General features: G+C 73.1%; 26 protein-coding genes and 3 pseudogenes. 16 read left to right on the forward strand and 13 right to left on the reverse strand.

Annotated features, from left to right (window positions below):
• The first annotated feature begins 74 nt into the window (after positions 1-74).
• Both ACF1A5_RS07400 and ACF1A5_RS07405 read left to right on the forward strand, forming a co-directional pair.
• A complete protein-coding gene (locus ACF1A5_RS07400) occupies positions 75-428 on the forward strand; it encodes an STAS domain-containing protein (protein WP_392191872.1) in 354 nt (117 codons plus the stop codon).
• A 106-nt stretch (positions 429-534) separates the two neighbouring features.
• Positions 535-834, forward strand: a pseudogene (locus ACF1A5_RS07405) (SRPBCC family protein); the annotation flags it as partial.
• A 219-nt stretch (positions 835-1,053) separates the two neighbouring features.
• Here the strand turns inward: ACF1A5_RS07405 and ACF1A5_RS07410 are convergent.
• On the reverse strand, positions 1,054-2,298 hold the full coding sequence (locus tag ACF1A5_RS07410) for a PP2C family protein-serine/threonine phosphatase (RefSeq protein WP_392191873.1): 1,245 nt from the start codon (positions 2,296-2,298) through the stop codon (positions 1,054-1,056).
• Between the two features lie 180 nt (positions 2,299-2,478).
• Here ACF1A5_RS07410 and ACF1A5_RS07415 point away from each other — a divergent pair, with 180 nt between their 5' ends.
• Positions 2,479-3,453: a restriction endonuclease gene (locus ACF1A5_RS07415; RefSeq protein ID WP_392191874.1), complete on the forward strand. Its 975-nt coding sequence runs from the start codon at positions 2,479-2,481 to the stop codon at positions 3,451-3,453.
• On the opposite strand, the gene ACF1A5_RS07420 is transcribed toward ACF1A5_RS07415, so the two are convergent.
• The 3 genes from ACF1A5_RS07420 to ACF1A5_RS07430 form a co-directional block, all read right to left on the reverse strand.
• Positions 3,431-4,438 (reverse strand): LysR family transcriptional regulator, encoded by a 1,008-nt coding sequence (locus ACF1A5_RS07420; protein WP_392191875.1) that lies wholly within the window; start codon positions 4,436-4,438, stop codon positions 3,431-3,433. The genes ACF1A5_RS07415 and ACF1A5_RS07420 overlap by 23 nt on opposite strands.
• A gap of 13 nt (positions 4,439-4,451) precedes the next feature.
• A complete protein-coding gene (locus tag ACF1A5_RS07425) occupies positions 4,452-6,365 on the reverse strand; it encodes an FUSC family protein (protein WP_392191876.1) in 1,914 nt (637 codons plus the stop codon).
• A 492-nt stretch (positions 6,366-6,857) separates the two neighbouring features.
• Positions 6,858-7,046, reverse strand: coding sequence for a hypothetical protein (locus ACF1A5_RS07430; RefSeq protein ID WP_392191877.1), 189 nt, complete (start codon positions 7,044-7,046; stop codon positions 6,858-6,860).
• 10 nt (positions 7,047-7,056) lie between these two features.
• Between ACF1A5_RS07430 and ACF1A5_RS07435 the strand changes: the two genes are divergently transcribed.
• Together ACF1A5_RS07435 and ACF1A5_RS07440 are read left to right on the forward strand one after the other, a co-directional pair.
• Entirely contained in the window at positions 7,057-7,509 is a 453-nt protein-coding gene (locus ACF1A5_RS07435; protein ID WP_392191878.1) for a flavodoxin family protein, read from the forward strand.
• A 167-nt stretch (positions 7,510-7,676) separates the two neighbouring features.
• A complete protein-coding gene (locus ACF1A5_RS07440; protein ID WP_356183168.1) occupies positions 7,677-7,853 on the forward strand; it encodes a hypothetical protein in 177 nt (58 codons plus the stop codon).
• 113 nt (positions 7,854-7,966) lie between these two features.
• On the opposite strand, the gene ACF1A5_RS07445 is transcribed toward ACF1A5_RS07440, so the two are convergent.
• The 5 genes and pseudogenes from ACF1A5_RS07445 to ACF1A5_RS07465 all read right to left on the reverse strand — a co-directional run bounded on the left by ACF1A5_RS07445 (position 7,967) and on the right by ACF1A5_RS07465 (position 11,366).
• The gene (locus tag ACF1A5_RS07445) at positions 7,967-8,635 is read right to left on the reverse strand and encodes a hypothetical protein (RefSeq protein ID WP_392191879.1); all 669 of its coding nucleotides are present in this window, start codon (positions 8,633-8,635) and stop codon (positions 7,967-7,969) included.
• A 181-nt stretch (positions 8,636-8,816) separates the two neighbouring features.
• The gene (mgrA, locus tag ACF1A5_RS07450) at positions 8,817-9,860 is read right to left on the reverse strand and encodes an L-glyceraldehyde 3-phosphate reductase (protein ID WP_392191880.1); all 1,044 of its coding nucleotides are present in this window, start codon (positions 9,858-9,860) and stop codon (positions 8,817-8,819) included.
• A 260-nt stretch (positions 9,861-10,120) separates the two neighbouring features.
• Positions 10,121-10,615, reverse strand: a complete 495-nt coding sequence (locus ACF1A5_RS07455; RefSeq protein WP_392191881.1) for a lamin tail domain-containing protein — start codon at positions 10,613-10,615, stop codon at positions 10,121-10,123.
• Between the two features lie 92 nt (positions 10,616-10,707).
• Positions 10,708-11,085: pseudogene (locus tag ACF1A5_RS07460) on the reverse strand (cytochrome P450); the annotation flags it as partial.
• Positions 11,082-11,366 carry a hypothetical protein gene (locus ACF1A5_RS07465; protein ID WP_392191882.1) on the reverse strand — a complete coding sequence of 95 codons (285 nt, stop codon included), beginning with the start codon at positions 11,364-11,366 and terminating at the stop codon, positions 11,082-11,084. The gene ACF1A5_RS07465 and the pseudogene ACF1A5_RS07460, both read right to left, overlap by 4 nt.
• Positions 11,367-11,391: 25 nt before the next feature.
• On the opposite strand from ACF1A5_RS07465, the gene ACF1A5_RS07470 reads away from it, so the two are divergent.
• From ACF1A5_RS07470 to ACF1A5_RS07490, 5 genes are all read left to right on the forward strand, one after another.
• Positions 11,392-12,378 carry a hypothetical protein gene (locus ACF1A5_RS07470; RefSeq protein WP_392191883.1) on the forward strand — a complete coding sequence of 329 codons (987 nt, stop codon included), beginning with the start codon at positions 11,392-11,394 and terminating at the stop codon, positions 12,376-12,378.
• Between the two features lie 100 nt (positions 12,379-12,478).
• Positions 12,479-13,204 carry a hypothetical protein gene (locus ACF1A5_RS07475; protein WP_392191884.1) on the forward strand — a complete coding sequence of 242 codons (726 nt, stop codon included), beginning with the start codon at positions 12,479-12,481 and terminating at the stop codon, positions 13,202-13,204.
• A 45-nt stretch (positions 13,205-13,249) separates the two neighbouring features.
• Entirely contained in the window at positions 13,250-14,875 is a 1,626-nt protein-coding gene (locus tag ACF1A5_RS07480) for an MFS transporter (RefSeq protein ID WP_392191885.1), read from the forward strand.
• A 127-nt stretch (positions 14,876-15,002) separates the two neighbouring features.
• Positions 15,003-15,995: an Acg family FMN-binding oxidoreductase gene (locus tag ACF1A5_RS07485; protein WP_392191886.1), complete on the forward strand. Its 993-nt coding sequence runs from the start codon at positions 15,003-15,005 to the stop codon at positions 15,993-15,995.
• A gap of 118 nt (positions 15,996-16,113) precedes the next feature.
• Entirely contained in the window at positions 16,114-16,968 is an 855-nt protein-coding gene (locus ACF1A5_RS07490; RefSeq protein ID WP_392191887.1) for a SigB/SigF/SigG family RNA polymerase sigma factor, read from the forward strand.
• Positions 16,969-17,584: 616 nt separating this feature from the next.
• On the opposite strand, the pseudogene ACF1A5_RS07495 reads toward ACF1A5_RS07490, so the two are convergent.
• A pseudogene (locus ACF1A5_RS07495) lies at positions 17,585-17,902 on the reverse strand (RNA polymerase sigma factor); the annotation flags it as partial.
• Positions 17,903-18,152: 250 nt separating this feature from the next.
• Between ACF1A5_RS07495 and ACF1A5_RS07500 the strand changes: the two are divergent.
• From ACF1A5_RS07500 to ACF1A5_RS07525, 6 genes are all read left to right on the forward strand, one after another.
• Positions 18,153-18,653 carry an Asp23/Gls24 family envelope stress response protein gene (locus ACF1A5_RS07500; RefSeq protein WP_392191888.1) on the forward strand — a complete coding sequence of 167 codons (501 nt, stop codon included), beginning with the start codon at positions 18,153-18,155 and terminating at the stop codon, positions 18,651-18,653.
• A gap of 48 nt (positions 18,654-18,701) precedes the next feature.
• Positions 18,702-18,887, forward strand: a complete 186-nt coding sequence (locus ACF1A5_RS07505) for a hypothetical protein (protein ID WP_356183213.1) — start codon at positions 18,702-18,704, stop codon at positions 18,885-18,887.
• 23 nt (positions 18,888-18,910) lie between these two features.
• Complete coding sequence (locus tag ACF1A5_RS07510) at positions 18,911-19,087, forward strand: hypothetical protein (protein WP_392191889.1); 177 nt, start codon at positions 18,911-18,913, stop codon at positions 19,085-19,087.
• Positions 19,077-19,973 carry a YihY/virulence factor BrkB family protein gene (locus tag ACF1A5_RS07515; RefSeq protein WP_392191890.1) on the forward strand — a complete coding sequence of 299 codons (897 nt, stop codon included), beginning with the start codon at positions 19,077-19,079 and terminating at the stop codon, positions 19,971-19,973. Before ACF1A5_RS07510 ends, ACF1A5_RS07515 begins: the two co-directional genes overlap by 11 nt.
• Before the next feature lie 211 nt (positions 19,974-20,184).
• Positions 20,185-21,864 carry a cytochrome c oxidase subunit I gene (gene ctaD, locus ACF1A5_RS07520; protein WP_392191891.1) on the forward strand — a complete coding sequence of 560 codons (1,680 nt, stop codon included), beginning with the start codon at positions 20,185-20,187 and terminating at the stop codon, positions 21,862-21,864.
• On the forward strand, positions 21,861-22,232 hold the full coding sequence (locus ACF1A5_RS07525; protein WP_392191892.1) for a cytochrome C oxidase subunit I: 372 nt from the start codon (positions 21,861-21,863) through the stop codon (positions 22,230-22,232). Before ctaD ends, ACF1A5_RS07525 begins: the two co-directional genes overlap by 4 nt.
• Before the next feature lie 239 nt (positions 22,233-22,471).
• Here ACF1A5_RS07525 and ACF1A5_RS07530 read toward each other — a convergent pair whose 3' ends face one another.
• The 3 genes from ACF1A5_RS07530 to ACF1A5_RS07540 form a co-directional block, all read right to left on the reverse strand.
• Positions 22,472-22,651 carry a hypothetical protein gene (locus tag ACF1A5_RS07530; protein WP_392192111.1) on the reverse strand — a complete coding sequence of 60 codons (180 nt, stop codon included), beginning with the start codon at positions 22,649-22,651 and terminating at the stop codon, positions 22,472-22,474.
• 133 nt (positions 22,652-22,784) lie between these two features.
• Entirely contained in the window at positions 22,785-23,207 is a 423-nt protein-coding gene (locus ACF1A5_RS07535) for an ATP-binding protein (protein ID WP_392191893.1), read from the reverse strand.
• A gap of 133 nt (positions 23,208-23,340) precedes the next feature.
• Positions 23,341-24,072 (reverse strand): hypothetical protein, encoded by a 732-nt coding sequence (locus ACF1A5_RS07540; RefSeq protein ID WP_392191894.1) that lies wholly within the window; start codon positions 24,070-24,072, stop codon positions 23,341-23,343.
• Between the last annotated feature and the right edge of the window lie 39 nt (positions 24,073-24,111).

Consider the following 24,111-nt stretch of genomic DNA (forward strand, 5'->3'; position numbering starts at 1 on the left):
CATCCCAGGGACGGCACCACCCTGCCCCTCCGGTACGTCCCTCCGCTCCACCACCCGACCGCACAGGAGAACCGGTGACCGACCGCACTCTGACCGTCGATGCCCAGACCCATCCCTCCGGTGTCACCGTGCTGACCGTGGGCGGCGAGCTCGACCACCACACCGCACCCAGCCTCACCCACGCCCTGGAGGACACGCCCTTCGCGCGCGGCAGCCGGACGGTGCTGGACCTGTCGGGGCTGCTCTACTGCGACTCCACCGGCATCACCGTCCTCATCACCGCCTACCACCGTGCCCAGGCCACCGACTCCCGCCTGTACCTGGCCGGAGTCAACCAGGACCTGATGCGCGTCTTCCGTATCGTCGGCCTCGACCAGGTCCTGAGCTTCGAGCCGACCGTGGAGAGCGCGATCGAGGCCCTGCGTTAGCGCTGCCGCCGGCCGGCTCCTTCCGGACGAGCCGGGCGCCCTCCGCGGCGGCCCGGAAACGGTCACTCCGGTTGGCCGCCGCGCTGCGGGGCACTCGGCCCGGAAGGTGGGGTGGGCCGAGCCGCGGGAGGCACGTGGTGGCAGTGCGTCTCGTCTGATCAGGACCAGCCCCGAGACGGTCTGGTCCGTTCTCGCGGACGGCACCCGCTATGCGGACTGGGTGGTGGGCACCTCCTCGTCGCAACCGGCGCGCGGGCAATGGCCGCAGGTCGGCTCCGCGCTCCGCTACGAGATCCGGCTGGGGCCCGTCCGGCTCACCAACGAGACGGTCGTACGCCGCTGCGTGGCCGGCTCCGGCCTGGAGTTGGAGGCGAAGGCCGGCTTCCTGGGCACGGCCCGGATCTCAGGGGCCGCTCGGCGCCGGCGGGCGAGCCGACGAACGGAGCCGGACGACGCACCCGGGGTAGGCCGGCACGCGGCCGCGCCCCGGCGCCTCGGCGGCGCGTGCCCGCCGACCGGCGGCGGCGCCCGACCGCGCCCGCCCCTCCGCGGCCGCACGGCCGTCGGCCGGCAGCCCTGTCCGGTCTTCGCCGTGCCCTCGTCCGCCCGGAACTCCCGGTGGGAACTAATCGTCGTCCCCCGTACCGCCGTCGGCGGACGCACCTTGTTCGTCCGCCGACGCGTGGGCGTCCGGGTGGGCCTCGTCGGGCAGGCGGCAAACGGCCAGCGCGGCGGTGTCGTCGCGGAGCTGCGCGTCGCCGAAGGCGAGCAGGTCCTCGTGCAGCCGGTCCAGCAGCTCGCGGGGCGGCAGTCCGGCCCAGGAGCGGACCCGGTCGGCCAGCGGATAGAAGGCGCCCGTGCGGTCGCGGGCCTCCGTCACTCCGTCGGTGTAGAGGAGCAGCCGGTCACCGGGGTGGAAGGGCTCCACGTCGAGGTGGTACTGGTCGCCGACCAGCACACCGAGGTTGATCGGCGGTGAGGGGTCGGTCGCGTCCAGCTCGGTGACCCGGCCCTCGCCGAGGAGCAGCGGCGGCGGATGGCCGCAGTTCACGATGCGGACCACGGGTTCGTCGTCGGGGATCTCGGCGAACACCGCGGTGACGAAGCGCTCCGCGACCTCGCTGCCGGGCAGTTGCGCGGCCCTGCGGCTCATGCTCCGCTCCACGCGGTGCGCCAGGCCGACCAGATCGGGCTCGTCGTGCGCGGCCTCGCGGAAGGCGCCGAGCATCGTCGCGGCCGTCTCCACCGCCACCAGCCCCTTGCCGCGGACGTCTCCGATCAGCAGCCGCACCCCGTGCGCCGTGGGCACCGCCTCGTACAGGTCGCCGCCGATGCGTGCCTCCGCGGCGGCGGACAGGTAGAGGGTCTCCACACAGATCTGCCCCAGGCGGCGGGGCACCGGGCGCAGCAGGACGCGCTGCGCGGTCTCGGACACGGAACGCACCGTGGCGAGGGTCCGCTCCCGCCGGGTGCGGTGGGCGGCCAGCAGCGTGCCGAGGGCTCCCACCAGGGCGGTGGAGACATAGGCGGCCACGTAGTGGCGTTCCCACAGGTAGCCCACGGAGCGGCCCGCGCAGCAGGGGGTCCCGGCCAGCACGCCCTCGAACGCGATGGCGAACACGGTGACCCCGGCGACGATCGCGGGCCCGTGGGCGAACGCGGCGACCAGCGGCAGCGCGATGAGCAGGAAACTCACCGGCCACTGCACGGGGGTGACCGGCTCGAGCGCCAGGACGCCCGCGACGTACAGGACCGGAAGCCAGCGCATCCACGCGGGCGGGGCCGGCAGCCGCAGGTCCGCGTCGGGGGAGTCGGTGCCGGCGACGTCCGTACGACGGTCCTCGGGGAAACGGTCAGGCGGCCTGTGCACAACAACTCCCGAAGGGCTTGATCAAGACCACCAGCCTGCGGCGGGGCGGGGCCCGGGCCTGACCATTGCTCCAGGTAAGGGCATGTCAGATCAGTGGGGGAATCGGGTCGGTGAAGTGTGCGATCAGGGGCAGACGGGCGGAAGTGATCTTCATGACCAGCCGAGGAGGGCAGCACCGCCGTGACCACATCCGCACGCCGCATCAGACGGACCGACCGCCGACGCGCCTTCGATCTCCGCGCCACCGCCCTGTGCTTCGGCATCCTCGCCGCCGCGGTGACCATCCTCGGTCTCACCGCCCGCACGGCGGCCGCCGCCGTGGAGCGGCGCCCGGCCTGGGCCGTCGTCCTGGGGCTCCTCGTCACGGCCGCCGTCCTTGCCGCGCGGCGCCGGCGGCGCGGCTACGCGGTGAAGCGGGCCGCGTACCGGGCGGCCGTCGCGCTGGACGAGGCGACGAGGACGGCGCTCGACGCCCTGGAGACGCCTGCGGCCCCCGCCGCGCCCGAGACGGCCCGCCCGGTACCCCACGCGGCGGACGCGTACGTTCCGGCTCCCCGCGCCGGTGACGCGGACCCGCACGCCGACCCGTACCTCACGCCGTACGCCGATCCGCCCGTCCCTTCGGGCACCGGCCCGCAAGGCGCCCCGGGGGCCGGCCTTCAGGAGACCGTCGCCCTCGTGACCACGGAGCTGCCCGCGCGCGAAGGAGGGGGCTCGGAGGCCGGAGGCGTCGACTACGAGGCGCTGGATCCGTACGAGTTCGAGCAGGCGGTCGCCGCGCTGTGCGAGCGGGACGGATGCTCCTTGGTCGAGGTCGTCGGCGGAGCCGGAGACCTCGGCGCCGACGTCCTCGCCGTGGCCCCGGACGGGCGGCGTGTCGTCATTCAGTGCAAGCGCTACTGCGCCACCAACCGGGTGGGCTCGGAGGAGCTCCAGCGCTTCGGCGGGACCTGCTACACGGTCCACGAGGCCGACGTCGCGGCCCTCGTGACCACCAGCGACTTCACGGCCCCGGCGGTCGAGTACGCCGAGCAGTGCGGGATCGTCTGCGTGGACCGGCAGGCGCTCCAGGCCTGGAGCGACGGTACGGGGCCGGAGCCCTGGGCCGCGGTGGACGGGAGCCGGGTTCCCCTCACGGAGCCGTGCCCGGAGTGATCCGGTCCGCGTCCGTGCCCGAGGTCGTCTCGTTGCCCGTGCCCGTGCCCGTGCCCGTGCCCGTGCCCGTGTCCGTGCCCGTGTCGGCGGTCGCGTCGGTCGCGGCCGTCGCGGCGAGGGCGTGGTCGAGGAAGCGGCGGTCGGCCGGTGGCAGGGTCCGGCCGGAGAGCCAGGCGATGCCGATGTCCCGGGCGCCGCGCACGTCGGTGATCTCCAGATAGCGGATCGGGAAGTCGGGCGCCGCCGCGGTGTCGGGCGACGAGGGGATGAGGGAGACGCCCAGACCGGCCGCGACCAGGCCGCGCAGGGTGTGGACCTCTTCGCCCTCGAAGCCGACGAGCGGGGCGAATCCGGCCTGGCGGCACAGCGTCTCGGTGATGCCGCGCAGACCGTAGCCCGGTTTGAGCAGGATGAAGGGCTCCCCGGCGACCTCGGCCAGGCGCACCCGGCGGCGCTGCGCCAGCGGGTGCCGCGTGGGGACGGCGAGCCACAGCGGCTCGACCAGGAGCCGCCGCCAGGTGATCAGCGGATGGCCCGGGTCGTCGCTGGTGATGACCAGGTCCGCGGTGGCGTCGAGCAGATGCTGGACCAGCCCGTTCTCCTCGTGCTGATGCAGCTCGAACCGGATCTGCGGATAGGCCTCGCGGAACCCGGTCACCAGCTTGGGCACCAGCCAGGTGCCGAGCGTGTGCAGGAACGCCAGTGACACCACACCCGCGTCCGGGTCGACGACCTCGGCGACGGCCCGCCGGCCGCGGTCGTAGCTGTCGAGGACGGCGTCGACGTACTCCTTGAAGACCCGTCCGGCCGGCGTCGGCCGCAGCACGCGGCCGACGCGCTGGAGGAGCTGCGCGCCCACCTCCTCCTCCAGCCGGTTCAGCGCCCGGGACAGGGCCGGCTGGGTGACCCGGGCCTCCGCGGCGGCCTCGGTCACCGTCCGGCCGTCGGCCACCGCCTGGTAGGAGCGCAGTACCTGGAGATCCATCTTTGTCATTCTGTCAGGGCAGGGGGGTGGGCGCCGGGTGTCGGGAAGCCGCGTGCACGGAGGTTGCAGGGGCGGCGGCCAGCGTCCGTGCGGACACCGCGTCGCAGAGCTGCTCGGCCGTGCCGATGGCCGCCTCCCAGTCCGGCAGCCGCCGCCCAGGGCGGCCCGGCTCGTCGTGGGCGTGCGTGGCGGCCCGCCGGGCCTGCGCGAGCTGCTGGTAGGCGGCGCGGCGCAGCGCGTGCCGCTGGGAGGGGGCGGCGGTGGGGGCCAGATCGCGGTACCGGTACGCGGCGGACAGTGCGGCCTCCGTCTGGGCGCAGGCGCGTCCGGCCGCCGAGTCGGGCCACAGGGCGAAGTGCGCGACGAGCACGATCGCCGCGGCCAGGGCCGTGTCGAGGATCCGCGCCCCGTACAGCGCCCGGTGGTCGCCGAGCCGATCGACCAGGACGAACACGATCGCGGTCAGACCCAGCGTGGCCAGCGCGTAGTGGTGGCGCACGCCTACGGCCATCAAGGCGCCGAAGGCGGCCACCGCGCCGATGAGGGCGTAGGTGTCCGTGGTCAGTAGGGTCACCGCGCCGATGGCGGCCACCCCCACGACGGTGCCGGCGCAGCGGTGCAGGGCCCGCCGGAACACCGGGCCGAAGTCGGGCTTGTAGACGAACGCCACGGTCATCGGGAGCCAGTACCCGCGCGGGCCGTGCAGCAGCAGCGCGCACAGCTGCGCGACGAGCACGCAGGCCGCCAGCAGGACGGCGTACCGCACATGGGCCCCCCGTCCCTGCCACGGGCGCAGCGGCGGATGCAGGGCCACCTCGGGCATGCCCGCCCGGTCGGTCTTCGCGCTCAGCTCGGTGAGCGCCCGCAGGCCCGGCGACCCGGCGGGGACGTCGAGCACGGCACCCTCCTCCGCGGACCGGTCGGACCGGTCGGACCGGTCGGACCGGTCGGACCGGTCGGACCGGTCGGACGGGGCGGGCGGGGCGGAGTGGCCGGACCGGTCGGCCTCCTCGGCCGCGCCGGACGGGACGGAGGAGGCGCCGGAGTCGGTGGCGGGAGTCTTGCGGGTGTCCGGCAGCAGTCGCTCCGCCATGGCCAGCGGTACGTGCGTCGTGGCCGGGGGCAGCGGACGCGCCTCCCACACCAGCGCCGACGTCACCTCGCCCAGCCGCACGGCCGCGTGGAAGGCCCGCAGCAGCTCCCGCGGCTCCGGCTCCGCCCGGTCGCCGCGCGACGCATGGCGGCGCATCGCCTGCTGGGCGTGGTCCAGCGCGGCGGTCAGCCGGCGCCGCGCGGCTTCGGCGGCGGGGGTGCCGGCCGCCGACAGCGCTTCGGAGGAGGCCCGGTACACGGCGAGCACGGCGGCCCGTTCGATGTCGTGCCGGCGCCACAGCCAGGGGGCCGCGGACAGCACGACGACCAGGCCCACCCCGGCGAGGAGCGCGAGGGGCGCCTGCCACCAGGGACCCGGCATCGGGATGCCGCCGCCGATCGTCACGCCGAGCAGGAGGTGCATGCCGGCCACGGAGGCCACCGCACCGCGCAGACTGACCGAACCGGCCACCAGCGCGGCGACGACCAGGCAGACCGTCACCGCCGTCTGCTGCCCGTCGCGGAGCGCGAGCTCCCCGGCGAGCAGGCCGAGGGCGGCGGCCAGGCCCATGAGACCGAGCCGCCGGACCCGCAGCCGGTACGGATCGGCACCGTCCTGGCTCACTCCCCACAGGGCGCCGATCGCGGCGACCACGGAGGGGACGACGGCCCCGGTCAGCATGCCGACGAGGAGCGGTACGGCCAGTACGACGGCACCCCGCGCCGCCGTCGCGAGGGGCAGCGTGCCGAGCCGGACGCCGACGGCGCGGCGCAGCCTCGACGGCGGGACGTCGCGCGGCGAGCGCCCCGGTCGTCCCCGGGCTGCTGAGGTCATACGAGCGCTGTCCTTTCGAATGCCGACCCCGTGGTCGACGGCGTGCGAGGTCCGGTCGGCCGACCGGACCGGTGAGTTCACCGACCGGGGCGGACCCGAGGTGACTGAGGGAGAGAAGGAGCACGGCGGAGGGCGCCCCCACGAGGGCGGGCCGAGGCTCGCTGGGTGGCCGGGCTCGGGTACCCGGGCGGAACCCGTGTACTCGGTGGGCCCAGCCCGCGTCGTTGCGGTCGGGCGCCGCCGGTTCCATGGTCGCGTGCGAGGCATCCATGCGTCCAATGCCGGCCGGGTCGGCTTTCCATATGCATACGGCATACCGGCTGCTCAGACGCTTCTTCCGGGCCGTTCCTCGGAGATCAACCGTTCGGCGCAGCCTGAGGCCCGGCCGCCGGGGAACCCGCACCCGCACCGGGACGTGCTCCTCCTTCCGTGTCCCGGGGAGCGGGAGTGCCGCAGTCCGGAACCCGAGCCGACTGCGGCACTCCCGCCCGTTCAGGCGTGCGACCCGGCCGGTGCGGTGCGGCGTTCGGGCCGCCGGACGGCGACCGGTGCGGCGGCCGGCAGCGGCTCGGCGAGGTCCCCGCCGGGGTACATGAGCTCCGCGCCCAGTTCCAGGCGCTCGGCCGTCCCCGGGAGTGCCGGGGTGCCGGGGGTTTGCGGCCGGAGGGGGCGCCGGGGCAAGGTGCGTGACGTGCCTACCTTGCTGATCGTGCATCACACGCCCTCGCCGAACTGCCAGACCATGTTCGAGGCCGTGGTCTCCGGCGCCACGAGCCCGGAGATCGAGGGCGTCCGCGTGGTGCGGAAGGCGGCGCTGTCCGCCACGGCCGCCGATGTCCTCGCCGCCGACGCGTACCTGCTCGGCACCCCGGCGAACCTGGGCTACATCTCCGGCGCCCTGAAGCATTTCTTCGACCAGATCTACTACCCGTGCCTGGACGAGACCCGGGGACGGCCCTTCGGCTACTACGTGCACGGCGGCAACGACGTCACCGGAGCGGTGCGTGCCATCGAGTCGATCACCACGGGCCTCGGCTGGCGCCTCGCGGCCGAGGCGGTGCGGGTGACCGGCGAGCCGGGCAAGGCCGACGTCGAGGCGTGCTGGGAACTGGGCGCGGTGGTGGCCGCCGGACTGACGGACTGAAGGGACTGATGGGGCTGAACGAACTGAAACGAACTGAACGGACCGACGGACCTGCCGCGTCCTCCGGCCCCGGTCCGTCCGGGCTCAACCGCTTGTATGCGAGGGCCGGTCGGGGGCATCCGCAGAGTACGACACATGAGAACCCCCATCTGCGAAAGGAAGCCCTCGTGCTGGCCATCGTCTCCGCGGTCCTGTTCTTCATCTCCTTCCTCATAAACGCGGCCGACATCTCGACCAACGACACCTTCACCTCGACCAACATCATGCTCATCGGACTCGCACTGCTGGCCCTGCACGTCGCGGGCATCGGCAGCGGCTGGTCGGTCCGCGGCCGCAGACGCTGAGCGCGGGACGGGGCGCCGACGGCGCCTTGGTGACCGGCGGCGTGCGGCCGTGGAACCGTCGCGGGCACTGCGGAAGTCAAAGACACCACTGTGCGGCTTTTGCTGACGTCCCGTCAGGACAGGTCGATCAGGTGGTGCAGGGGCGTGCCGTGGGCCCATCGGTGCAGGAGGGCGCCGTCCATGAGACGGGTGCCGCCCTGCCGCCGGGCCCACTGCAGGTCCCGGGCGCTGAAGGTGCCGCGGTGCACCACCAGGTGCAGCGGAGCCCCGGAGCCCGTCCCGCCGGCGGGCGCGTCCTCGTCGGGCAGCGGCTCGGCCACCGGACGGAAGACGACCTCAAGCCGCTGCCCGCGGCCGCGCCGGGCGGCGCGCACCCGGGGGCGGACGCGTTCCCCGGGCGGGGCCGTGACGTGCCAGCCGTCCCGGCGCAACATGCGCGCCACGGCCAGGGCGAGGCCGGACGCGTCGAGATCCGCTATCTCCTCGGCGGTGTAGTAGCCGAGGCGCCGCCGGGCGAGCGGACGCCGGTGCCGTAGGGCGATGACGACCACCAGGGCGAGGCAGCCCAGGGCCGCCAGCGGAGCGCCGACGCCCACGGCGCGGTACGCGGAGGCCGCGCCCGCGACCGTCAGGCACACGGCCAGGACGAGGCAGCTCAGCGCGGGCAGCACCTCGCGGAACTCGGGGCCGTAGCGGCCCTGGGCGCGCAGCAGGCGCACCGTGCGCCGCCGCCGTTCCCGGCGCGGCTCGCGTCGACCGGCTCCGTACCGCCTCCAAGCCACCTGGGTCGGCTCCCCCTTGCCCTGCGGGCGTCGTGGGGGGAGCCATACCCGTCCGTGCGGCGCGGGCCGCGCCGGGAACGGCTTTCGGCCGGTACTCGCCGCAGAACTGACCGGGAGCCGGCCCCGCGCGCGTGCGTCTCGCGGGGCCGGCTCCCGGTGGGCGTGGCTCGGAAGGCGGAGGTCAGCCCAGGTTGCCGGTGCGGGCGTCCCGCCACAGGTCGACGCCGCCGTCGGTGGCGTACTTGTCGATCTCGGCCAGTTCCTCGGCGTCGAACTCGAGGTTGCCGAGCGCCGCGACGTTCTGCTCCAGCTGCTCCACCCGGGAGGCACCGATGACCAGCGAGGTGACGCGCTCGTCGCGCAGGGCCCAGGCCAGCGCCATCTGGGCCAGGGTCTGGCCGCGGCGGACGGCGATGTCGTCGAGGGCGCGGAGCCGGTGCAGCATGTCGTCGGACAGCCAGCCGGTGTCGAACGAGGTGCCCTGCGCGGCCCGCGAGTCCTGCGGTACCCCGTCGAGGTAGCGCCCGGTCAGCAGCCCCTGGGCGAGGGCGGTGAACCCGATGACCCCGAAACCCTCCTCCTGGGCGGCGTCCAGCAGGCCTTCCGTCTCGATCCAGCGGTTGACCATGCTGTACGACGGCTGGTGGATGAGCAGCGGGGTCCCGAGGTCGCGCAGGATGGCGACGGCCTGACGGGTCCGCTCGGTGTCGTACGAGGAGATGCCGACGTACAGGGCCTTGCCCTGGCGGACCGCGGTGTCCAGCGCGCCCATCGTCTCCTCGAGCGGGGTGCTCGCGTCGAGGCGGTGGGAGTAGAAGATGTCCACGTAGTCCAGGCCCATGCGCCGCAGGGACTGGTCGAGTGAGGCCAGCACGTACTTGCGGGAGCCGCCGCCCTGGCCGTAGGGGCCGGGCCACATGTCCCAGCCCGCCTTGGTGGAGATCACCAGCTCGTCCCGGTAGGGCGCGAGGTCCTGCTTCATCAGCCGCCCGAAGTTGATCTCCGCGGAACCGTAGGGCGGGCCGTAGTTGTTGGCGAGGTCGTGGTGGGTGATCCCGAGGTCGAAGGCGCGCAGCGCGATGTCGCGCTGTGTCTCGAACGGCCGGTTGTCCCCGAAGTTGTGCCAGTAGCCCAGGGACAGGACGGGCAGGTCGAGTCCTGAGCGTCCGGTGCGGCGGTAGCGCATGGTGCCGTTGTAGCGCTCGGGGTCCGCGACGTGGTTCATCGGGTGATCTCCGAAGGTGGTGCAGGGAAGGGGCGTCCCCGCCGGATCAGCGAACACAGGGGGACGTGCCCACCCTGCGCCTCGTTGATCCTGAAGTCCAACCGTTCCTTCGCATCGCATTCAGAAGCACCGCTGATGAATACGGTCGCCGGACTGCCGGGCCGCGGTCGCCGGACTGCCGGGCCGCGGTCGCCGGACTGCGGGCGGGGCGGCTTTCCCGGGACGCCCGTCCGCCGGGAAAGCCGCCCCGCGCGGGGACGTCAGCCGTGGTAGGTGATGTACCCGTTGCCGTCCCGGTCGTCGCGCGAGGCGGTGTACGCGTGCGTGTCCGCGTGGGCGCCGGACGGCTTGTACAGGTAGATGGAGTCCTTGTCGTTGTTCCAGATGAAGTTGCAGTTCTGGCGGTAGACGACATTGTTCGCGTCGGAGTCGGTGCCGTGACCGCCGCGCAGCTTCACGTAGTCGCCGGGCTGAAGGTAGTGGTTCGCGGGGAACGTGAACCTGTTGCCGGCGGCGTCCTTCACGACGTAACCCCTGAGGTTGACGGTCGCGGTGCCGGAGTAGTTCTTGATCGTCAGGTACTCCGACTTGGTGTTGCCGGTCGAGCAGCTGTTGGAGTCCCGCCCGGGTGCGTCGTACTGGACGCCCTTGATCTTGAGCGCCGACGAGTACTCGGTGGCCTGGGCCGGCCCGGCGGCCACGACGGCGAACGTACCGGCGGTGGCGGCGACGGCCAGGGCAGAGCGTATGCGCATTGAGGTCCCCCCTCGGTGAAACGGATGAAGCGCCTGGAGCATATCCGAAGGTGAGAGGAGGGCGGGGGAAAGGTGAGGAAAACGTGAAGGCCCCGCATCCGTTCCACCCGCCGCGGGGTGAGCGCCCGGGCGACGAGGGCGCGCAGCCGGCGGTGGTCGGCCCCGTCCACCGTGAGCATGGAGCGGCCCGGGTCGGCGAGGCCGATCAGCGGCCAGTCGGCGGCTATCTCGCCGCGCCGCCAGGCGCCCCAGACCTCGATGTCCTTCACCAGGCGCGGGTCGGTGAGGAGGGCCTTGGCCTCGGCGTGATGGGCGACGGCCCGGACCGGGACGCCGCCGGGCAGTTCGACGGCCACGAGCGGGCCGGCGGCGCGCAGCCGTGCGCTCTCGCCGTCCAGGTCGCCGACGAACGGGTCGAGGGCGATACGGCCCTCCGTGGTGCCGGTCGGTGCTTCGATGCCGGTCGTCATCGTGCGTGCACGGCCGCCAGCACGGCCGCGACCAGGACCACGGCCGCGACCCCGGCGCCCCAGGCGAGCGGGGTGCGCACCGCGGCGGGCGCCGCCGATACGGCCGTGGCGAGGGCGACCGCGCAGAGGACGGCCGTGCAGGCGGGGAGGAGGGCGAGAGAGCGAAGGGCGGGTCGCTCGCCGGACCCCGCCCACTGCCACGGCGGCACCTTCCGCGCCACCCGCCGCGACGACGGGCGGCTGAGGGAGCCGCTCCGCTTCGTCGTGTCGTCCCCGGCCACCGGCCCGGCCATCCGTTAGCCTCGCGTGGTCCGGCGGGTTTCGACGTGCGCGGAGGACAGGACGGCGGGCATCGATCGCGAGCGCCTCATCGGAGTGCTGACCTTCTGGCTGCGTCCCGCCTTCGCGCTGCGCGTGATCAACCGGTTCCAGAAGGTCGTGGGCTTCGACCGCGCGATGGCCCTGGCGTCCGGCGCGCTGACCGCGCTGGTCTCGGTCGTGATCCTCACCGGCGCCCTGCTGAACGGACTCGGCGGCGAGGACACCGCGGACCGCATCATCAAGCGCTACGGACTCACCCAGTCGGGCGCGGAGACCGTCAGGTTCCTCTTCACCCCGGCCGAAGGGGAGAGCACCGGGGTCGGGTTCTTCGGAGCGGTGTTCCTGGTGATCTCCGCGCTCAGCTTCGCCCGGGCCGCCCAGCGGCTGTTCGAACAGACCTGGGAACTCAGACCGCTCGGCGTGCGCAACACGCGCAACGGCCTGTGGTGGATTCTCACCCTCGCCGTCTACGTGACGGCCACCGGCTGGCTGTACGCCGTCTTCGGCAGAGGGCGGTTCGGCCTGGGCGCCTCCCTGTACGAGGCGCCGATGACCGCCGTGTTCCTCGTCTGGACCGGCCGGATCCTCTCCGCGAAGCGGATCACCGCGCGGGAACTGCTCCCCTTCGGGGTGATCGCGGCCGTCCTCTCGGCGCTGTACTCGGTGGGTGCCACCTTCTACCTGCCGCACCTGTTCAACTCCTACGCGGCCCGCTACGGCTCGGTCGGCGCCGTCTTCGCGATGATCTCGGCGCTCTTCGGCGTCATGCTGGTCCTCGTGGCCTCGGCCGCGGTGGGCCGCGAGGTGCGGGACGAACTGGTCCGGATCGGGCAGGGGCGCCGGCCCTCCGCGGACGAGGTCCGCCGGGAGTGGGACACCCTGAGGGCTCAGACCCGGCTGCGCCGGCGCTCCGCCCGCACCCGCATCTCCCGCCGCCGGGACGGGAACCGCGACCCGGACTCCCGGGGCTGACCGGCGCCCCCGGCGGGCCGAACGGCCCTCGTACCCCTCCGGCCGCCCCTGGTAGTCCGGAAGCAGACGCAGACCCGGGAGGACGCCCAGGGAGGACACGATGCCCACCGGACGCACACGCCGACACCGGGCGTACGCCCGACCGCGGACCCGTCCGCCCTCCCGCGTCTCCCGGGCCGTCCCCGTCGTCCTGGTCTGCGGGGCGCTGGCCGCCTACGCACGGTGGATCCGGCCCAGGATGCTGACCTGGGGCGCGACCTTCGAGGAGATCACGCGGGCCTACCCGGGCGACGAACTCGTCCCCGACGCCGACGCCACGTCGACCATGGCGACGACCCTGCCGGCACCGCCCGGGACGGTGTGGGCCTGGCTGGTGCAGATGGGATACGACCGCGGAGGCTGGTACAGCTGGGACTGGTTGGACCACTACGGCAGACCCAGCGCCGACCGCATCGACCCCCGGTGGCAGACGCTGGAGGAGGGCGAGAGCATCGACACGGCGCGCGGCGGGCGGACCTGGTTCTCCGTGGCGCTCCTCGCGCCCCACCGCACCCTGGTCCTGCGCTCGGACCTCGACCTGACCCGCGGCCACTCCTTCGACCCGGGCTCGGAGCCGGCGCCCCGGGCCCGCCTAGACGGCATCTGGGGCTTCCACCTGGCACCGGCCCCCGGCGGGGGAACGCGTCTGGTGGTCCGTACCCGCGGACTCGGCCGCCCACGGCCGCTCACCCGGCCGTTGGAGCTGCTGCTCGGCGAGCCCGCCCACTTCGTCATGCAGTCCCGTCAGTTCCAGAACCTGCGCTCCCGGGTCGCGGCGGCGGCGTGACGGCGCGCGAACCGCAGGACGCCACGGCGGGCGGCTGGAGTGCCGATGAGAACCGGTGAGGGCGGCGCGGCCGCCGTACGCGAGGCCGGGGGCACGCCGAAGTTCACCGGGGCGCTCCTGCTCGCCGTGCTCGGGCCCGCGGTGTCGTTCACCGTCACCGCCGTCGACCCCCTCATGCTGAGCCTGAACCTGCCCCTGATCGGCCGGACCTTCGGCGTACCGCCCGACGTCCTCGGGTTCCTGGGCGGGGCGGCGACGCTCGTGGTGGCCTCCGCCGTCCTGGCCGTGGGAAACCTCGGCGACGCCCACGGACCCAAGCGGCTCCTGGTCGCGGGCCTGGCCGCCGGGATCCTGGTGAACCTGCTCTCCACGCTCTCGCACAACTACCCGTTCCTGCTGGCGATGCGTCTGCTGGACGGGCTGGCCATGGCCGCGATGCTGGGGCTGTCCCTGGCCCTGCTCACCGTCTCCGTGCCCTCGGGCTCCCGGCCCCTCGCCCTGGGCGTCTTCATGGCCGTCGACATGGGCCTGTACGGAGTGACCCCGCTGGTCGGGGGAGCGGTGGTGGACTGGCTGGGCTGGCGGGGCGTCTTCCTGCCGGCCGCCCTGCTCTCGCTGGTGGCCCTGGTGCTGACCGTACGTCACGTCGCGGTGCCGCCCGGCCACCGCGTCTCCCGGCTCGACGTCGCCGGAGTGACCCTGTTCGGTCTCGCCCTGCTGGCCTTCGTCCACGGCATCGGCGCGGCACAGAACGGGCTGGGACACCCGCAGGCCTGGATCCCGCTGACGGTCAGCGCCCTCACCGCGGCCGCGTTCGTCCGCCACGAACGCAGGACACCGGAACCGGCCATGCCGCTGGAACTGTTCCGCAGCAGGCCCTTCGCGGTCGCCGTGCTGGCCGCCCTGACCCTGAACTTCCTCTCCGCCGGGTTCAGCGTCGTCCTCGGGCAGTTCGGCTCCAGCGTGCTTGCGCTGTCCACACAGGAGATCGGCCTGCTGTACCTGCCCGGCACCGCGGTGATCGTGGCGGCCGGCATCTGCACCGGGCGGGTCATGGCGGCGCACTCGCCCAGGCCGGTCATGCTCACCGGCCTGGCGGTGCTGATCGCCAGCAGTCTGCTGACGGCGGCCACGGCCGAGACACGGATGGCCCTGTGGCTGCTCGTCCTGGCCACCTGGAGCTGCAACCTCGGCACCTTGATCACCTCGGCCTCCGCCTCCGAGTCGATCCTTTCCCACACGCCCCCCGGCAAGGCCGGCACCACCGCCGCCGTCCAGCCGGCCTTCGGCATGACCGGCTACGCCCTGGGGCCCACGGTCTACCTGCTGTTGCTGGGGCTGTTCTTCGAACGCCGGTGGACCGCGGACGCCGAGGCACGCGGGATCTCGCTGAGCCAGGCGGGGGAGGCCGTCGACACGGTCCGGGGGGCCATGGCCACCAGCCCCGGCACGGCCGGGTACGACCCGAACCTGCTCCGGCAGGCGTCCGGACTGGACCTCGCCCTCGACTTCACCAACGGCCTGCGCCTGACGATGCTCACCGTCAGCGCGGCGCCCCTGCTGGTGCTGGTGGCCGCGTACAAGGTCATGCCGCGCCGCTCCGGACGCGCACCGCGGAGCGAGGGAGGCGCTCGGCGCGGCGACGGGCACGCACCGCGGAGCGACCAGTGAGACCCCGGACGGCGACCGGGGAACGGATCGCCGGACCCGGAGGCGGGCCGAGCTGTGACGAAGCCCGCCTTCGGGTACTGCTAGAACAGGGCCGGCGTCCGTCGCCGGCCGGTGAGGAGACGGTCCGATGACCGCGGGAGACATCGACGTCGGGACGGTGGGAGCGCTCGTCGCGGAGGCGGTCCTCGCCCCGTCCATGCACAACGCGCAGCCCTGGACGTTCCGCTTCCTGACGGACGAGGGCGTCCTCGAACTGCGTGCCGACCTCGCACGGGCCATGCCGCGCACCGACCCCGACAACCGGTCGCTGTACATCGGCTGCGGCGCGGCCCTGTTCAACCTGCGGGTGGCCGCCGCGCACGAGGGGCTCACGCCCGAGGTCCGGCTGCTGCCCGACCCCGGCGACCCGCAGCTGCTGGCCGCGCTGCGCCTCGCGCCCGCCGGCCCCGGCGGGCCCGACGACGAACTGGCGCGGCTGCACCCCGCGCTCCGGCGGCGGCACACCAGCCGGCACCCCTTCACGGACCAGCCGATCCCGCAGCCCGTACGGGAGGACCTGCATGAGGCCGCCGAGCAGGAGGGGGCCTCGCTCGCCTTCGCCCAGCCCTGGCACGGCGACTTCGTCCTGGAACTGGTGCGCGACGCCGAGGCCCGCGACCAGTCGGACCCCGCCGGACGTGAGGAACTGGAGCACTGGACCCGGCTGGGCGCCGAGGCGGAGACGGCCGTCGACGGCGTGCCCGAATACGCCTTCGGGCCGCGCAAGACCGACGGCAAGGCCCCCTGGCGCGACTTCGCCGGCCGCCGGACCACGGCCGACCGCGGGGCGACCGCCTTCGAGCGCAGTCCGCAGCTGGCACTGCTGAGCACCCCGAGCGACAGCCCGGCGGACTGGCTGCGCGCGGGCCAGGCCCTGGAGCGCGTCCTGCTGAGGGCGACCCTGGCCGGTCTGGCCGGCTCGCTGACCTCGCACCTGCTGGAGAGCGGCGACCTGCGCGGGCTGAGCCGGGACCCCGTCGCCGGGGAGGGACCGGTCCAGATGGTGTTGCGCCTGGGCTACGGCCCCCAGGGCGTCGTGACGCCGCGTCGCCCCGTCTCGGAGGTGCTCACCATCGAGTGACGCCCGTACGGCGTCCGTCTTTTCCGCACGACTTTCTGCACGCGGGTGTGTATGCGTAAGTCGGGGGTATCCGGTGCTCACCGTGGTCAGGCACGGGACCGACGAGCAGGGGAGGGGCATGATGACGGCGACAGCGACGGCGGCAGCGGCGGTGGAGACGAGGACGGTGCGGCTGCCGGAGGTCGAGGATCCCTCCAAGGTCGCCCCGAAGGACGCCCGCGAGCTGAGCAAGCTGTTCTTCGACCAGCTCGCGGTCCTGGAGGAGGGCACGCCCGAGCACCAGTACGCCCGGAACACGCTGATAGAGATGAACATGTCCCTGGTGCGGTTCGCCGCCGCGCGGTTCCGCAGCCGCGGGCCGGGCGAGATGGAGGACATCGTCCAGGTCGGCACCATCGGACTGATCAAGGCGATCGACCGGTTCGAACTGGCCCGCGAGGTCGAGTTCACCTCCTTCGCCATTCCCTACGTGGTCGGTGAGATCAAGCGCTTCTTCCGGGACACCTCCTGGGCCGTCCACGTGCCGCGCCGCCTCCAGGAGGCGCGCGTGCAGCTGGCCCGCGCCACCGAGGAGCTCAGCAGCCGGCTCGGCCGCACGCCGACGGTGAAGGAACTGTCGCAGCTGATGAGCCTGTCCGAGGAGGAGGTCATCGAGGCCAGGCTGGCCTCGAACGGCTACAACTCCGCCTCCCTGGACGCCGCGATCGGCGGCAGCGAGGACGGTGAGACCGTGCTGGCCGACTTCATCGGCGAGCAGGACGGTGCCCTGGAGCTGGTGGAGGACTTCCACGCGCTGGCGCCGCTCATAGCCCAACTGGACGAACGAGACCGCCAGATCATCCACATGCGCTTCGTCGAGGAGCGCACCCAGGCGGAGATCGGCGAACGCCTCGGCGTCTCCCAGATGCATGTCTCCCGGCTGCTGTCCCGCCTGCTGACCCGGCTCCGCGAGGGCATGCTCAGCGCCTCCTGACCGCGCCCGCGCCCCGCGCTGTCCGGCCGCCGGCCGGACACCCCGCGCCCAGCCGCCCGTGACGACCGGCCGCCCTGACGCACGGCCGCCCGTCACGGGCGGCTGTCTGCGTCCGCCGTACGGTTTTCCGCGTCTGCGAAACGGCTGTCGGGCGTCCGCCGTAGGGCTGTCTGCGTCGGCCGTACGGCTTTCCGCGTTCGCCCACGGCTGTCTGCGAGCGCCATGCACCGGTCCCCGGACGCCTGCACCCGCCGGGGCCGCCGCCGGTCACGGGCGGCCGGGCGCGGGGCGTCACACCAGCCCGGTGACCGACACGGTGACACGGGCCGGAACCGCCCCCCGGAAGGTCCGGCGGCCATGCGCTCCCCCGCGGCGCCGCGGACGGCGCGGGCCACGTCGACCGTCCGGGCCCCGGCCAGGGCCACGAGGTGGATGTCCGCCTGCCAGGCGCCGTCGTCCCCGCCCGGCTCATCCGCACGCCGGCCGGCCTCCGGCCCGGCCGTGGCCGCCCTTGGTGGGATGGGAACGCAGCCGCCCGGAAACGCCCGGCCTGAGGAAGGCCACACCCGGCACGTCCTCCACAGCCCTGGCGATGTCCTGCTCCAGGCCCGCGCGCAGGTCGGAGTCGGTCCTTCGACGTGTCCAGGGGACTGACCGGCCTGCGGGCGCGCAGCACATTGAGGCACCGGTTGGTGACGATCCGGTACATCCAGGTGCCGAAGGCCGACCGCCGTCGGAACTCCGGCAGCCTGCGCCACGCGCTGATGAAGGCGTCCTGGACGGCGTCCTCGGCCTCCACCGGACTGCCGAGCATCCCGGTGGCCGGCCGTACCTGCGCCGGGGCGTGACGGCGCATCAGCGGCGCGAAGGCCTCCTCGTCACCCTCCGCCGCCCGGACGGCCAGCAGATCGTCGGACAGCCGGGCGTCGTCCACCCCGCCGTCCGCCGTCGGGCGTGCGGTGTCTCCGCGGGCCCCCGCCACCGGGCGGCTCCTCTCGATCGGTCCTGATCGCTGGACACGGCAGCGTGGTGCCCTGTTGCGCGGAATTCCGTGATCGGATGCGAAGCGGACGCACGACCGGCAGGAGCGCCGGGGAATTTTCGGGGAATCCGCGTCACAGACGTGGCTCGGCCGGGTCTGACGCAGTGAGAGCAGTTCACCCGCAGCAGAGAGGACACGGCTCATGACCACGCAGACCTCGCCGACCGCCCCCACGGCCTCCGCTCCCCGCTCCGTACGGACCGAGCAGGCCACGACGGCCCTGGCGGGCGGCACCACCGGCGCCGACCAGCCCGCCGCCACGCGCGGCCGGACCTCGGTCGCCGACCTCGTCGTGGTGAAGGTGGCGGGCATGGCGGCCCGGGAGATCCCGGGCGTGTACGCCATGGGCGGCAGCCTGTCCCGCACCATCGGCGCCGTGCGCGACCGCGTGCCCGGCGGCCGGCCGAACGTGGGCCGGGGCGTGAAGGCCGAGGTGGGCGAGCGGCAGACGGCCATCGACCTGGGCCTGGTGGTCGAGTACGGCGTTCCCGGCACCGACGTGGCCCGGGACGTCCGGGAGAACGTCGCCGCCGTCGAACGCGTCACCGGCCTGGACGTCGTCGAGGTGAACGTCACCGTCAACGACGTCCACCTGCCCGGGGACGACGCCGAGGAGGCGACTGCCGAGTCCCGCGTGGCCTAGTCCCCCGAGGCGACGGGAAGCGACACACACGGTGAGAGGTGGACGAGGATGAGCACCGCGTTCGTGGGCATGATCGCCGGTATGGCCCTGGCGTTCGCCGGCTGGTTCGGCGGTTTCGGAGCGTTCCTGCTCGTGGCCGCGCTGGGTGCCCTGGGCTGGGCGGCGGGCCGGTGGTTCGAGGGCGGCGGCCGGGTCCGGGACCTGCGGGACCTTGTCGAACGGGGCCGCCGATGACCACCGGGCCGGGGCGGGGGAGCATGACGGTTCCGGAGCGGGACACCACGACGGTCCCGGAACGGGGCACGACCACGGTCTCGGACCGGGGCTCCTTCACCCGCCTTCTGTCGCAGGCCGGGGAGGCGGCGGCCCCCTGCACGCTCAACAGCCGGATCCGCCTCAGCGGCCGCTCCCACCGGATGCCGCATGTCCGCTGAATCACGCACCCAGAGCACCGGACGCCTGCCCCGCGCGCTGCCCCGCCCGCCCGCCGCGTGGTGGCCGGCGCTGCGCAGCACTCCGGTGTCCATGTGGCACGACGACGTGTCCGACTACGCGGCCGCGCTCACCTACTACGCCATCCTGGCCGTGCTGCCCGGGCTGCTCGCCACCGTCATCGCCTTCGGGCTGATCAGCCCCGACACCGCGGAGCGGTTCATCGGTCAGGTCACCGCCTACGCCCCCGCGCAGTCGGGCGCCGAACTGCACGACGTCCTGGCGCGTATGCTGCGCGCCGACTCCACGACCTGGACCCTTCTGGTGACCGGCGCCGGCAGCGCCCTGTGGTCGGCCTCCAGCTATCTGGCCGTCTTCCGCCGCGCGTTGCACCGGATGCACCGGGTGGAGGACCACCGCTCGCCCTGGCGCAGGGCGCACCGCATCGTCCTCACCGCCCTGGTCCTCCTCGGACTGCTCGTCGTCAGCGCCCTCGTCCTGATCCTCACCGGGCCGGTCGCCGAGTCCGTCGGACGGTTCCTCGGTCTCGACGCGACCGTCGCGTGGGTCTGGAGCCTGCTGCGCTGGCCGCTGCTGATGGGTCTCGCGGTGGTCCTGGTCGTCGTCGTGTTCCACACCGGGCCGGTCCAGGCACGCCGGCACGGCCGCAGCCTGCCCGGCGGCGTGCTGGCCGCGGCCCTGTGGCTCGTGGTCTCCGCCGCCTTCGCCCTGTACGCCTCCGCGCTCGGGGCCTACAGCAGGCTCTACGGCTCCCTCGCCGGCGTCGTGGTCTTCCTGATCTGGCTCTGGCTCTCCAACCTCGCCCTGCTCACGGGAGCCCAGTTCACCGCCGAACTGGGCAAGACCCCCGCCCGCCACCGCGTCTGACGGCCACGCGGCGCGCGACCCGAGGCGCCGGCCACCCCTTCGGCCGTATCCATGCGTGGGCCGAACGGGTGGTTTCCGTCCGGCGCTGGTCCGTGTCGGTGACAGGCGGCGTCCCATCCCTGGCCGGGAGCGCGAGGATGATGCCGAGTCCTGCGGTGTGCGCGCGGTACTCGTGGTCCCAGAACTCCTAGGAAAGCGTGTGTCGGGCCCCATGACAGATGTTCAGCAGACCGGGCAGGAAACCGTCGGGGCCCGTCGTCCCCTGCGGCCCGGAGCCGTGGTGGTCAAGTGGGCGACCACCACCGACCACAAGACGATCGGCTCGCTGTATCTGATCACGTCGTTCGCGTTCTTCCTGATCGGCGGCGTGATGGCGCTGCTGATGCGCGCCGAGCTGGCCCGCCCGGGACTGCAGATCGTGTCGAACGAGCAGTTCAACCAGGCGTTCACGATGCACGGCACGGTCATGCTGCTGATGTTCGCGACACCGCTGTTCGCCGGCTTCACCAACTGGATCATGCCGTTGCAGATCGGCGCCCCCGACGTCGCCTTCCCGCGGCTGAACATGTTCGCCTACTGGCTGTACCTGTTCGGCTCGCTGGTCGCGGTCGGCGGCTTCCTCACCCCGCAGGGCGCGGCCGACTTCGGCTGGTTCGCCTACAGTCCGCTGTCCGACGTGGTGCACTCGCCCGGCGTCGGGAGCGATCTGTGGATCATGGGTCTGGCCTTCTCCGGTTTCGGCACCATCCTCGGCTCGGTCAACTTCATCACCACGATCATCTGCATGCGCGCCCCGGGCATGACGATGTTCCGCATGCCGATCTTCACCTGGAACGTGCTGCTGACCGCGGTGCTGGTCCTGCTGGCCTTCCCGGTGCTGGCGGCGGCGCTGTTCGCGTTGGAGGCGGACCGCAGGTTCGGCGCCCAGGTCTACAACTCGGCCAACGGCGGTGCGCTGCTGTGGCAGCACCTGTTCTGGTTCTTCGGCCATCCCGAGGTGTACATCATCGCGCTGCCGTTCTTCGGCATCGTCACTGAGGTCATCCCGGTCTTCTCCCGCAAGCCGATCTTCGGCTACATGGGCCTGGTCGGCGCGACGATCGCCATCGCGGGCCTGTCGGCCACCGTGTGGGCGCACCACATGTACGTCACCGGTGGCGTCCTGCTGCCGTTCTTCTCCTTCATGACCTTCCTCATCGCGGTACCCACCGGAGTGAAGTTCTTCAACTGGATCGGCACCATGTGGAAGGGCAGCCTGTCCTTCGAGACGCCCATGCTGTGGTCGGCCGGCTTCCTGGTCACCTTCCTCTTCGGTGGTCTGACCGGCGTCATCCTGGCCTCGCCGCCGATGGACTTCCACGTCTCCGACAGCTACTTCGTGGTGGCCCACTTCCACTACGTCGTCTTCGGCACCGTCGTCTTCGCGATGTTCGCCGGCTTCCACTTCTGGTGGCCGAAGATGACCGGCAAAATGCTCGACGAGCGCCTGGGCAAGATCACCTTCTGGACGCTGTTCGTCGGCTTCCACACCACCTTCCTGATCCAGCACTGGCTCGGCGTCGAGGGCATGCCCCGCCGGTACGCCGACTACCTCGCCGCCGACGGCTTCACCGCCCTCAACACGGTGTCCACCATCGGGTCCTTCCTGCTGGGCCTGTCGATGCTGCCCTTCCTCTACAACGTGTGGAAGACGGCCAAGTACGGCAGGACCGTCCACGTCGACGACCCGTGGGGCTACGGCCGTTCGCTGGAGTGGGCGACCTCCTGCCCGCCGCCGCGGCACAACTTCGTCACCATGCCGGTGATTCGCAGTGAGTCCCCGGCGTTCGACCTGCACCACCCCGAACTCGCCCTGACCGACAGGCGGGAGAACCTGGAAGTCCGCCGATGACGGACGCGGGGGGCCGCCGCGGAGCCGGCGACGCGGCCCTGGCCGCCGAGACGGTGAACCAGGTCGAGGGCTACCTCCTCTGGCAGGCCCGGGTGGCCGAGGCGGAGCAGCGCGCCCGCTCCTTCACCGAGCCCCTGCACTGGCTCACCGGGGCGCAGCGGGACGAGGTCGAACGGCACTACGTGCGCGAATGCCTGTCCCGTGCGCGCGCCGATCTGCAGCGGGTGGCCGACCGGAGCCGGTCGCTGCGCGCCGAGTACGAGAAGCGCTACCGCCAACTCCGCGCCCGCTGCCTGGCCCTGCTGGTCACCACGGTGACCCTGGTGTCCGCGCTCGCCGCGGTCGCCGCGGTGGGCGCACGGGGGTGACGGGCGCCCGCCCGCCCGTCACCCCCGCGTGCCGGTGGACGTGCCCGGCCGGCCCTGGCGTGCTACGGTCGATCGCGAGCAGGGCACCGAAGAACCGGTACCCGGCGCTGCGTTGGTGGTCCAAGGAAAGACGCCCCGCTTCCCGCGGGGAGATGCAGGTGCAAGGCCTGCCCAGCGCTCGACGAGACGCCGCCCCCGGAATCCGGGGGCGGGGTTCTTTCGTCTCCGTGCGCGGGCGGTCAGGGCTGTGTGGGCAGGGTCCAGCAGTGGGAGGCGGCCGGCCTACCCGCGGGACGGTCGGTCAGCCAGGCGACGGCGGTGCCCTGGTCGCTGAGCAGCGGCGCGAAGTGGGTCGACAGATCCTCGTAACCGACGGACATGGTCTGCCCGTTGAACTGCAGCGGATGCTCCAGGCCCATGGAGGCCGCGCAGACGAGACCGTACCGACCAGCTGTTACCGCCGGTAGCGGCAAGGAGGTTACGGTTCAGTGATTTGACTCGGCATCCAATAGCGGGCTGTGGGCTGTCACATGCCGCACGCGGTCCGGGGTGTCAGGGTGCCGCCTCGACGTTCTGGGGCGGCCTGAAGCACGCGGTGACCGTCTTGCCGTGCGGGCAGGAACGGGTCTCCCATTCGTCGGCCAGGGCGTCGACCAGGAGCATGCCCCGGCCGCCGAGGTTTTCGGTGCTCGGCGACCGGGGCGAGGGCAGCTTGCTGGAGGCGTCGTGCACGGCGATGTGCAGGCAGCGGTTGTCCCACGTCAGCACCAGCTGTGCGGTGCTGTGGGCATGGGTGTGCGCGTTGGTGACCAGCTCCGAGACGGTCAGCAGAACGGCGTCCACCATCTCCGGGGCGTTGGTGGTCCACCCCAGGGAGTCCAAGTGCTCGCGCGCCCAGTCCCGTGCCGCCTTCACCTCGCGGTCCATGGGCAGCGAGCGCGCCCAGCCCACCGCCCGAAGCGACGTTCGGTCCACAGTGATCCCTTCCTCTCCGTCTGTCCGCACCTGCGCGTCTACCCCTTGGCCGCGTCGCGACGCAGCGGAGAGGTAGGGAGCGGGCCGGAGGGACGGGAAGGAGGCCCGGCGCCGGGTGCCGGGCGCGGCAGTCCTACCCCCGCAGCTCGGCTTTGTCCCCCATCACCACCACGGGGTGCTGGGCGGGGTCGAGGGTGCGCAGCAGGTAGCGCATCGCCTCCTTGGACTGGGACACGCACGCCGACGTACCGCCGCCGTGGTCCATGTGCAGCCAGATGCCGCCGCCCCTGGCCTGCCCCTGCGGGCGTGTGGGGTCGTTGGGAGCGGTGCCCTTGACGCGGTTGTAGTCGATGGCGATGACGTAGTCGAAGTCGTGCCAGGACGCCTTGTTCCACCAGTGCGGGGCCTGGAAGGACGCCGACCTGGTGTAAGGGAGCCTGGCTCCGGGGTCGGCGAGCACACCGCCTGCGTCGCTGAGGGTGAACACCCCCACCGGGGAGCGCTGGTCGCCCTCGTGATGGTCCGTCGTCCAGCCGTGCCTGCCGTTGTGCGCCGCCCAGGACCGGGTGCGCTCCCACGTCGAGCCGTGCCGGGTGAAGAGGGCCCCGGTCGCATCGGGGGAGTTCGGGCCTGCGCCGTAGACCACGACCACCTGCCGGGAGTCGGCCGGCACGCGCCGCCACAGCCTGTCCCCGATGCCGGGCACCCGCTCAGGGTCGGTGCCGTCCGGTGCCCCGTGCGCTCCCCGCGCGCCGTCTCCGGCCGCGCTTGCACGGCCGGAACCGCCGCACCCCGAGAGGGATATCGCCATCACACCGCAGACCGCCACCACGGCCGCCGCCCGCCTCGCACCGTTTTTCCGCATGCGCTCCATCGTCGCATCCCGCGGCCCGTACCCGGCCGG

Source organism: Streptomyces sp. NPDC014864, assembly GCF_043081525.1.
Lineage (GTDB): Bacteria > Actinomycetota > Actinomycetes > Streptomycetales > Streptomycetaceae > Streptomyces.